At 71.9% G+C, this 9,698-nt stretch carries 8 protein-coding genes; 5 read left to right on the top strand and 3 right to left on the bottom strand.

Translation table 11 applies throughout. The features are described 5' to 3' along the window. Window positions 1–70 precede the first annotated feature (70 nt). The 3 genes from BM031_RS16060 to BM031_RS16050 form a co-directional block, all read right to left on the bottom strand. Window positions 71–295 (bottom strand): hypothetical protein, encoded by a 225-nt coding sequence (locus tag BM031_RS16060; RefSeq protein WP_091875572.1) that lies wholly within the window; start codon window positions 293–295, stop codon window positions 71–73. 204 nt (window positions 296–499) lie between these two features. Then, the gene (locus BM031_RS16055) at window positions 500–949 is read right to left on the bottom strand and encodes a MarR family winged helix-turn-helix transcriptional regulator (RefSeq protein ID WP_091875571.1); all 450 of its coding nucleotides are present in this window, start codon (window positions 947–949) and stop codon (window positions 500–502) included. A 34-nt stretch (window positions 950–983) separates the two neighbouring features. After that, window positions 984–2,189, bottom strand: a complete 1,206-nt coding sequence (locus BM031_RS16050; protein ID WP_229408941.1) for a metal-dependent hydrolase — start codon at window positions 2,187–2,189, stop codon at window positions 984–986. 170 nt (window positions 2,190–2,359) lie between these two features. On the opposite strand from BM031_RS16050, the gene BM031_RS16045 reads away from it, so the two are divergent. The 5 genes from BM031_RS16045 to BM031_RS16025 all read left to right on the top strand — a co-directional run bounded on the left by BM031_RS16045 (window position 2,360) and on the right by BM031_RS16025 (window position 9,697). Further along, window positions 2,360–3,925: a methyl-accepting chemotaxis protein gene (locus BM031_RS16045; protein ID WP_091875569.1), complete on the top strand. Its 1,566-nt coding sequence runs from the start codon at window positions 2,360–2,362 to the stop codon at window positions 3,923–3,925. Between the two features lie 93 nt (window positions 3,926–4,018). Beyond that, complete coding sequence (locus BM031_RS16040; RefSeq protein ID WP_091875568.1) at window positions 4,019–4,990, top strand: oxygen-independent coproporphyrinogen III oxidase; 972 nt, start codon at window positions 4,019–4,021, stop codon at window positions 4,988–4,990. Between the two features lie 62 nt (window positions 4,991–5,052). After that, window positions 5,053–6,510 carry an oxygen-independent coproporphyrinogen III oxidase gene (hemN, locus tag BM031_RS16035; RefSeq protein ID WP_091875567.1) on the top strand — a complete coding sequence of 486 codons (1,458 nt, stop codon included), beginning with the start codon at window positions 5,053–5,055 and terminating at the stop codon, window positions 6,508–6,510. Continuing rightward, window positions 6,507–7,283: a sulfite exporter TauE/SafE family protein gene (locus BM031_RS16030; RefSeq protein ID WP_091875566.1), complete on the top strand. Its 777-nt coding sequence runs from the start codon at window positions 6,507–6,509 to the stop codon at window positions 7,281–7,283. The genes hemN and BM031_RS16030 overlap by 4 nt, the downstream gene beginning before the upstream one ends. Continuing rightward, on the top strand, window positions 7,280–9,697 hold the full coding sequence (locus tag BM031_RS16025; RefSeq protein ID WP_091875565.1) for a heavy metal translocating P-type ATPase: 2,418 nt from the start codon (window positions 7,280–7,282) through the stop codon (window positions 9,695–9,697). The genes BM031_RS16030 and BM031_RS16025 overlap by 4 nt, the downstream gene beginning before the upstream one ends. The last annotated feature ends 1 nt before the right edge of the window (window position 9,698 follow it).

Raw genomic sequence — 9,698 nt, 5'->3', positions numbered from 1 at the left:
TACCTGGGCTGGCGCAGGGCGCTCGATGGCGGGCGCGTCACGTCTGCCGAGGGATTGCTGCGCCTGGCAATCAAACCCATCCATAGCAAAAGGTGACAGCGCCAAACGATTCGCCGGCGAGTACGCGCTGCGCATAGGGACCGACCGACTCCCACGCCGCTTTCCACACCGCTTGCATCGGCTGCCCGAGGGCGCTGGCGGCCTTGTTGCCGAGCAGGGGCACGTAGGCGTCGTTGAAGAACAGGCTCAGTTCCTCGCCCCAGGCCAGCGAGGCCGGGAAGGCCGACCCCAGCACGATGCCGAGCGCGGTGCGCAGCGCCGCCGGCCAGGTGGCGATGGGGCCGAGCGGGTGCGTGCTCCGGTCGTGCGCGAGGATCCGGGCGCCGGTGGCGCCGCCGTTGGACAGGAAAGCGTGCAGGGGATCAGCCGGGGTCAGGTCGGGTCCGGTGGAGCGGAAGCGGCCATTCTACCGGAGGGGGCGGCGCAGGCCGGGCAAGCACTAATCGGCGCTGCCGTGCAGGCCGCTGTCGACCACCGCCCGCATGGTCGCCAGCAATTCGGCGCCGCGCTCGGCGCCGAATTGCTGCTCGAAGCGGGCCTGCGCGCTGCGCCAGGCCGGCAGGATGGCCTCCACCTTGTCGCGCCCGGCGGCGCTCAGCTCGATGATGCGTTCGCGCCGGTCCTGCTCGCTGGGACGCACCAGCACCAGCGCTTGGCGCACCAGCGGCTGCAGGTTGCGCGCCAGCGTGGTCCGGTCCATCACCATGCTGTGCGCCAGCTGGGTCACGGTGGCCGGGCGCGGTGCGAGCCTGCTGAGGATCGCGAACTGGGTCACGCGCAGGCCGGAACCGGACAGCACCTGGTCGTAGAACGAGGTGAGGTAGCGCGAGGCCTGGCGCAGCGACGAGCAGTAGCACAGGGTGGCGGGAAGGGACTGGTCGGCATTCATGCCGGCAGTATAGCCTTGCCGTCGCCGGCGTGCGTTACCGGCCCAGCAGGTCGGCACGCGGGTAGCCCCAGGCGGCGACCGGCGCGGGACAGGGCGCGCCGGCGCGGGCGGCATAGGGCAGGGTCGAGAAATTCGGCTCGCCCGGGGCGCCGAAGCGGATATCGGTGGCCACGCCGCCGGCCAGCGACGGCACCCGCGCGAAGCGCAGCCAGGCGTCGACGTGGCAGTTGCTGCGCTGTAGGGCGCGCAAGCCGGCCAGGCTGTGGGTCTCGCTGTGCTTCCAGGCCACCGCAGTGCCGGCGCTGCCCGGGACGCCGCCGAAGCGCGCAGGGCAGCTGGACACCGGCGCCATGCCCGGCGCCAGGCTCAGCACGCCGACGCGCACGCCGTACTGGCCGGCGGCCGGGCCCGTGCTGACGGTGGCGAAGGACCAGCACAGCGGATTGGCGGGGAAGGACGATAGCGGGATGTCGAGCACCCGGCTGCCCGGCGCCGCTTCGGCCAGCGCCGCCCGCACCTGGCCGCGCGCGAACTGGCCGGCGACGGCCTGCACGCCGACGAAGCCGGCGCAGGCCAGCACCGCCGCGTGCAGGCCGGCGCGCGTACCCCATAGAAGATAGGCGAGCGCCACCGCGAGCGCCACCGCCGCCAGCCCCGCGAGCGAGCCCCACTGCAGGTAGCCGGACCAGGTAAACAGGACCGGAAGCCCGGTGAACAGCGCCAGCATCAGCCAGCGCAGGGCGCCGCGCCGCGCCAGCGCCAGGGCCACGCCCAGCGCCGTCCAGAACACCGGCTCGACGATGAACACCAGGTCGCCGTACAGCCAGCGCGAATCGAAGGGATGAAAAGGGTGGACCCCGTATACGTTGAGGGCGTCGAAGGACAGGTGCAGCACCATGCCCAAGAGGGCGGTGCCGGCGATGGCGTGGCGGGCGAGGCGGTCGGCCCGCACCAGCCGCCGCGCGGCCGGCCACAGCAGCCAGGCCAGGGCCAGCAGCAGCGCGACCTGGGGCAGGGCGTACAGCAGGGTATGCGTGTGGCCGCGGTGGTGGATCAGGTAGCCGAGCGGCGCCGGCAAGAGCGGCGTGAGGATCAGGTCAAGGTCGGGGAAATTGCTGGCAAGCAGGCCAGTGAGCAGCAGCGCCCGGCGGCGGGTACGCGCCAGCACCGGGTTGGCGGCGGCGGGCAGGGCCCGTTCGACCAGTTCCCCCAGCGCGAGGCCGACCAGCGAATGTGTCATGTTGTCCATGGCGCCAGATTACACCAACGGCAACTTTTGTCGGAAATCCAGGTTTATGAGCTCATCTGACACAACTGGTTTGGCATCTCTTGATCTAGATCAAAAAATATAGCGGTCCCCAAGGTAGAATCGGGCGCTGAATTTTGCCGTGTGGCAACTAGGAGATTGTTTTGAGAAGTAACTTGCCGGTAACCGGTATCGAGTACCTGATGAAAGAAGGCCAGTCGATCGTCTCGACCACCGACACGAAGGGCCGCATCACCTACGTCAACCCGAGCTTCATCGAGGTCAGCGGCTTTACCGAAGAAGAACTGCTGGGCAAGGCGCACAACACCGTGCGCCATCCGGACATGCCGCCGGAAGCGTTTGCCGACCTGTGGGCTACCTTGCAGGGGGGCGAGCCCTGGACCGGGATGGTCAAGAACCGCCGCAAGAACGGCGACTTCTACTGGGTAGTGGCCAACGTGGTGCCGGTCAAGCAAGCAGGCCGCATCACCGGCTACATGTCGGTGCGTACCGCGCCGACGCGCGCCCAGGTGCAGGCGGCAAGCGCGCTGTATCGCCAGTTCCGCGCGGGCGAGGCGAAAGGCCTGGGGATCCGGCGCGGCGCCGTGGTGCGCCTGGGCTGGCGCGCCCGGATCGGGGCGCTGCGCACGCTGCCGCTGTCGCGCCGCCTGGGCATCCTGATGGCGAGCCAGGCCTTGCTGGTGGCGGGCCTGGGCATGACGGCCGAGAGCCTGGCGTGGAAAGTGCTGGCCGGCGCCGGGGTGCTGGCCACGCTGGCCGCCTGGGCCGAGCTGCAGCGCAGCATCGCCGGCCCACTGGCCGGCGCCACCGAGGCGGTCTATGCGCTGGCCGGCGGCGACCTGTCCCACCCATGCGCCCCTGGCGGCAACGACGAGATCGGCCGCCTGCAGCTGGCGGTGCGCCAGCTACACATCAACCTCAGGGCCATCGTCGGCGACGTGCGCGGCAATGTGGCCTCGATCGAACACGCGACCCGCGACATCGCGGCCGGCAACGGCGACCTGGCCAGCCGCACCGAAGCCCAGGCGGCCAGCCTGGAGCAGACCGCCAGCAGCCTGGCCCAGATCGCGGCGGCGGCCGGCAGCAACACCGACAGCGCGGTGCGCGCCGACGCCCTGGTAATGGCGGCGTCCGGCGTGGCCGGACGCGGCGGCGAGGCGGTCGGGCGGGTCGGTGACACCATGGAGCAGATCAGCGCTTCGGCCACCCGCATCGTCGACATCATCGGCCTGATCGACGGCATCGCCTTCCAGACCAATATCCTGGCCCTGAACGCCGCCGTCGAGGCGGCGCGCGCCGGTGAACAGGGGCGCGGCTTCGCCGTGGTGGCCGGCGAAGTGCGCAGCCTCGCACAGCGCTCGGCCGCGGCCGCCAAAGAGATCAAGTCGCTGATCGAGGCCTCGGTGCGCCAGGTCGGCGAGGGCAACGCGCAGGTGGGCGACGCCGGCCAGACCATGCGCGAAGTGGTGGCGCGGGTCGCCGATGCGGCCGCGATCATGCACGACATCACCGGCGCCAGCCGCGAGCAGGGCGCCGGCATCACCCAGGTGAATGCGGCCATGGCGCAGCTGGACCTGATCACGCGCGAGAACGCGGCGCTGGTGGAGGAATCGGCGAATGCCTCGGCCAGCGTGGCGGCCGAGGCGGAACAGCTGGTGCAGGCGCTGTCGGTGTTCAAGCTCGGATCGCACGTGCTGGCGCGCATTTGATTTAAATCAAGGGTTGCAAGGATATCAATTAATAGACTGGGGTCCGGGCTTGCCGCTTTGCAGTGGTGCAAGGCGGCGCACGCTGGAGGACCCATGCACGCCGCAATCCTACCGTCCCAGGCTGCCCCGACAGGCAGCCGCGCCTTCCTCCACGCGATCGCCAGCCTGCCGGCGCAGGACCGGCGCCCGCTTTCGCTGCGCCTGCATGTCCCGAGCCTGCTTTCCTGCGCCGGCGGCGCGGCCACGCTCGACACCTACCTGGCCTACCTGAAGCGCGAGCTGGCGATGCACGCCGTGCTGTTCGCCGGCACCCGCAGCCTCCGGCAGCTGCGCTTCGACGGCATCGGCGCGGCCGGCCTGTCCAACGCCCAGCTGACCGGGCTGCTGACCCACCTGCGCGCCGGTTTCCGTTTCATGGGCGACGACGGCGCCGACGTCGAAGCGGCGGTCGATCCCGGCGGCCTGCCGCAAGCCAGGCTGGCAAGCCTGCGCCGCCAGGGCTTCAACGCCATCCGCTTCGAGTACGGCGGCGCGCCAGGCACGCACCAGGCGCTCCCGCTGCTGGCCGGCGCCGCGCGCGACGCGGGCCTGCGAACAGTTTGCGTGGCGCTGGCCTATGGCATGCCGGGGCAGGGCGTCGGGCAGCTGCGCCGCATGCTCGACGCCACCCTGGCCGCGGCGCCGGACCGGGTGCTGCTGCGCCACCGCCCCACAGCCGGCGCGGCGTCCGGCGCCGCCGCCCAGCGCCTGCGCCAGCATTGCATCGAGCGCCTCGACCGCGCCGGCTACGCCATCACAGGCGCCGGCCAGTTCGTGCGCGCCGGCGCCAAGCCCGACCCCGCCAGCTTCGAGTACTACCCAGGGACCCACCTGGTCGGCTGCGGCGCCGGCGCCCTTGGCGCGGTCGGGCCGGTGCTGTACCGGAACGCCGAAGCGCTGCGCGACTACTACGCCCTGATCGACCGGGACCAGGTGCCGGTGGCGCGGGTGCTGCAGCGTATGCGCCGTGAGCAGACTCGTCCCTATTTGATGCAAGTCAAGGATTTCCAAGACGCCGATCAATAAACTCCCTGCTGTTCGAGCCGGTTTGCATTTCCGCACACCGGCGGCAGCAGGAGTTGATTGACATGCACGCACCAGCCTTCCCGGCCCCCGTCGTTTCCCTCCATGCCGACCCGGCATGCGCGGACCACGACTGCACCCGCGTCGAGTTCGACGCCGACCTGATCGGCCGGCTCGGCAAGTCGGGCCCGCGCTATACCTCCTACCCGACGGCCGACCGCTTCGGCGAGGACTTCGGCTATCGCGACTACCTGCTTGCCGTGGCCGGCCTGCGCACGCGCGGCGGCGCGCGCCCGCTGTCGCTGTACCTGCACATCCCCTTCTGCGACACGGTCTGCTACTACTGCGCCTGCAACAAGATCGTCACCAGGAAGCGCGAGAAGGCGGCCACCTACCTGTCTTACCTGAAGCGCGAAATCAGCATGCAGGCCGGCCTGTTCGCCGGCATGAACGAGGTCGAGCAGCTGCACCTGGGCGGCGGCACCCCGACCTACCTCAGCGACGCCCAGATGGACGAGCTGATGGCGCACCTGCGCCGCAGCTTCCGGTTCGCGCCGGACGAGACGGGCGAATATTCGATCGAGGTCGACCCGCGCACGGTCTCGGCCGAACGGGTGCACACGCTGCGCCGCCAGGGCTTCAACCGGATCAGCCTGGGCGTGCAGGATTTCGATCCGGAAGTCCAGCGCGCGGTCAACCGGGTCCAGCCCGAGGCCGAGACCCGCGCGGTGATCGCGGCGGCGCGCGCGGCGGGCTTCCGTTCGGTGAGCATCGACCTGATCTACGGCCTGCCGATGCAGACCCTGGACACCATGCGCGCGACCCTCGACAAGGTGGTCGCGGCCGACCCGGACCGCATCGCGGTCTACCACTACGCCCACATGCCCCGCCTGTTCAAGCCGCAGCGCCGTATCCTGGAGGCCGACATGCCCGCCAGCGACACCAAGCTGCGGATGCTCCAGCTGTGCATCGAGCGGCTGGGGGCGGCCGGCTACGTGTATATCGGCATGGACCATTTCGCCAAGCCGCGCGACGAGCTGGCCGTGGCCCAGCGCCAGGGCCGCCTGCACCGCAACTTCCAGGGCTACTCGACCCATGCCGATACCGACCTGGTGGCCTGCGGCGTCTCGGCCATCGGCGCGGTGGGGGCGACCTACAGCCAGAACGTCAAGACGCTCGAGGAATACTACGAGCTGCTCGACCGCAACGAACTGCCGGTCGCGCGCGGCCTGAGCCTGGATATGGACGACGCCCTGCGGCGCGCCCTGATCCAGAAGCTGATGTGCCAGTTCGAGGTGTCGATCCCGGCGCTGGAGCTGGCCTTCCCGATCGTGTTCCGCGACTACTTCGCGCCCGAGCTGGCGCAACTGCGGCAGATGCAGGCCGATGGCCTGGTGCGCCTCGGCCCCGAATGGCTCACCGTCACCGGCAAGGGGCGCCTGCTGATCCGTAACATCTGCATGGTATTCGACCGCTACCTGGCGGCGCGCCAGGACCGCCCGCGCCACTCGCACACCGTATGAGCCTGTCGACCCACGGCATCGGCCTGTTACCGGTCTTCCTGGTCGGCCTGTCCGGCAGCGTCCACTGCGCCGGCATGTGCGGCGGCGTGGTCGGCGCGCTGTCGATGGCGCGCACGCGCCCGCGCGGTTTCCCGCTGCCGGTGCGCACCGTGGCGATGCCCGTGCTCTCGCATCCGGCGCTGTTCGCCGCGGCCTATAACGGCGGGCGCATCGCCAGTTACGCCGCGGCGGGGGCGCTGGCCGGCGGCGCCGCCGGCGGCGCGGCGCTGCTCACCGGGCTCCCGGCGCTGCAGGCGGGCGCCTACGTGCTGGCCAACCTGATGCTGGCCGCGCTCGGCCTGTACCTGATGGATGCCTGGCGCGGCCTGGCGCTGCTCGAGCGGGGCGGGCAGGCGCTGTGGCGCCGCGTCGCGCCGCAGCTGGAGCGGCTCGGGCCCCCGGCCACGCCGGCGCGCATGTTCGCCGCCGGCCTGCTGTGGGGCTGGCTGCCGTGCGGGATGGTGTACAGCGTGCTGGTCACGGCCATGCTGAGCGGATCGGCGCTGGGCGGCGCCAGCGTCATGCTGGCCTTCGGCCTGGGCACCTTGCCGATGCTGGCCGCGCTCGGCCTGGCCGGCGCCAGGCTGCGCGGGTGGCTGGGCCGGCGCGGCGTGCGCCAGGCCTGCGGCCTGCTGGTGCTGGCCTTCGGCCTGCTGGGGCTGTACCGCGCCGTCGCCGGGCTGCCGGCCGGCTGGATCGACGTGTTGTGCCTTGTCCCCGGAGCCAATCCATGAGCGCCGTCCTGTCGCAAGTCGCGCCCCCCGTGAAGGCCGGCGCCAGGCAGTGCTACCACTGCGGTGCGGCGGTCGCGGGCGAGGACCGCTGGCAGGCGCTGGTCGACGGAACGGCGCGCAGCATGTGCTGCCCGGGATGCGCGGCCGCCGCCGAGGCCATCGTGGCCGGCGGCTTCGGCGACTATTACACGGCGCGCACCGGCTACGCGCTGTCGGCCGCCGTCGTCGACGAGGCCGAACTGGCCCTGTACGACGCGGTGGACATGCCGGGCGAGGGCACGTTCAGCATCGAGGGCGTGCGCTGCGGCGCCTGCGTCTGGCTGGTCGAACGGCGCCTGGGCCGGCTGCCGGGCGTGCGCCAGGTCGCGCTCAACGTCGCCACCGGGCGCGTGCACCTGCGCTGGGACCCGGCCCTGTGCCGCCCCAGCGCCATCGTCGGCGCGCTGCGCGCGATCGGGTATGCGGCCGCTCCCTACGATGCGCAGCGCCACGGCGAGCAGCTCGAGCGCGCGCGCCGCACCCTGTTCCGCCAGCTCTTCGTGGCGGGCCTGGCGATGATGCAGGTGATGATGTACGCCGTGCCGGTCTACCTGGCCGACGACGGCACCATGGACGCCGACATGGCGGCCCTGATGGGATGGGCCTCGCTCGCGCTGACGCTGCCGGCCGTGTGCTATTCGGCGCTGCCGTTCTTTAGCGGCGCCTGGCGCGACCTGCGGCGCGGCGTGCCGGGGATGGACGTGCCGGTCGCGCTGGGCATCGCGGCCGCGTTCGCCGGCAGCTGCGCGGCGCTCGTTTCGGGGCGCGGCGACATCTACTTCGACTCGATCACGATGTTCATCTTCCTGCTGCTGGGCAGCCGCTACCTGGAACTGGGCGCGCGCCGCCGCGCGGCGATGGGACTCGATGCGCTGCGCGGCGGCGTTCCCGCTTCGGCATGGCGGCTGCGCGGCGACCCGGCCGCGCGCGACGCCGAACTGGTCCCGGCGGCGGCGCTCGTCGTGGGCGACCTGGTGCTGGTCAAGCCCGGGCAGGCGGTGCCGGCCGACGGCAGCGTGGCCGAGGGCAGCAGCGAGCTCGATTTCTCGCTGCTTACCGGCGAAAGCCGCACCCGCCGCGTCGGCCCCGGCGAGCAGCTGCCGGGCGGCGCCGTGAATGCCGGCCAGGCCATCGTGCTGCGCGTGACGTCGGCGGCGCGCGACAGCACGCTGGCGATGCTGGTGCGCCTGGTCGAGCGGGCCGGCATGGGCAAGCCGGCGATCGCCCAGTGGGCCGACCGGGTCGCCGCCTGGTCCGTGCTCGGCCTGCTGCTGCTCACCGCCGCCGTCTACCTGGCCTGGAACCTGGTCGACCCGGCGCGCGCCTGGCACGCCGCGGTGGCGGTGCTGGTGATCTCCTGCCCGTGCGCGCTGTCGCTGGCCACTCCGACGGCGCTGGCGGCGGCCACCGACCGCCTGCTGCGGCGCGGGGTGCTGGCGGTGTCCCCGCACACCCTCGAGACCCTGGAGCGCGCCACCCACATCGTGTTCGACAAGACCGGCACGCTGACGCTGGGCCGGCCGGTGCTGCGCCAGGTGCTGCCGGTCGGCCCGCTCGACGCCGACCTGTGCCAGCGCATCGCGGCCGCGCTGCAGGCCGAGATCGCCCACCCGATCGGGCTGGCGATTCGCAACGCGATGCCCGACCATGGCCTGGCGGCGCGCCATCTCCGGGCCGAGATCGGGCGCGGCATCGAGGGCAGCATCGACGGCGTGCTCTACCGCATCGGCACCGCCGACTTCGCCCAGGAGCTGGCCGGCGGCATGGTGCGCTCGGCGGCGCCGACCGGCACCAGCAGCGCCTGGCTTGTCAGCGAAGGCCACTGGCTGGCGCGCTTCGACCTGGCCGACGCCCTGCGCGACGAAGCCGCAAGCGTGGTGCGGCGCTTCCGCGACAGCGGCAAGACCGTGATCCTGCTCAGCGGCGACGCCCAGGATGCCACCCAGTCGGTCGCGTCCCGGCTCGGCATCGACAGCGCATTCGGGGGCAAGCTGCCGGCCGAGAAGCTCGCGTTCGTGCGCCGGCTGCAGGGGGAGGGGGCGGTGGTGGCGATGATCGGCGACGGCATCAACGACGCGGCTGTGCTGCGCGGCGCCGACGTCTCCTTCGCCATGGGCCGCGGCGCCGAGCTGGCCCAGGTGCACGCCGACGGCGTGCTGCTGGGCGACAGCCTGGTCCCGCTGGCCGACGCCGCCGACACCGCGCGCCGCACCATGGCCGTCATCCGCCAGAACCTCACCTGGGCCTCGATCTACAACCTGGTGGCGATTCCGGCGGCGGCCAGCGGCATGCTCAATCCCTGGTTGTCCGGGATCGGGATGGCGGCCAGTTCGGCGATCGTCGTGCTCAATGCTCTGCGGCTGCGAAAGGACTGAG

The sequence above is a fragment of the Massilia yuzhufengensis genome (genome assembly GCF_900112225.1).
Lineage (GTDB): Bacteria > Pseudomonadota > Gammaproteobacteria > Burkholderiales > Burkholderiaceae_D > Telluria > Telluria yuzhufengensis.
This window is presented reverse-complemented; position numbering and strand designations above follow the sequence as displayed.

Bases quoted from the DNA above. Each gene is read 5' to 3' on its own strand.
- BM031_RS16030 (WP_091875566.1), top strand. From the start codon at position 6,507: ATGAGCCTGTCGACCCACGGCATCGGCCTGTTACCGGTCTTCCTGGTC.
- BM031_RS16040 (WP_091875568.1), top strand. From the start codon at position 4,019: ATGCACGCCGCAATCCTACCGTCCCAGGCTGCCCCGACAGGCAGCCGC.
- BM031_RS16050 (WP_229408941.1), bottom strand. From the start codon at position 2,189: ATGACACATTCGCTGGTCGGCCTCGCGCTGGGGGAACTGGTCGAACGG.
- BM031_RS16055 (WP_091875571.1), bottom strand. From the start codon at position 949: ATGAATGCCGACCAGTCCCTTCCCGCCACCCTGTGCTACTGCTCGTCG.
- hemN (WP_091875567.1), top strand. From the start codon at position 5,053: ATGCACGCACCAGCCTTCCCGGCCCCCGTCGTTTCCCTCCATGCCGAC.
- BM031_RS16025 (WP_091875565.1), top strand. From the start codon at position 7,280: ATGAGCGCCGTCCTGTCGCAAGTCGCGCCCCCCGTGAAGGCCGGCGCC.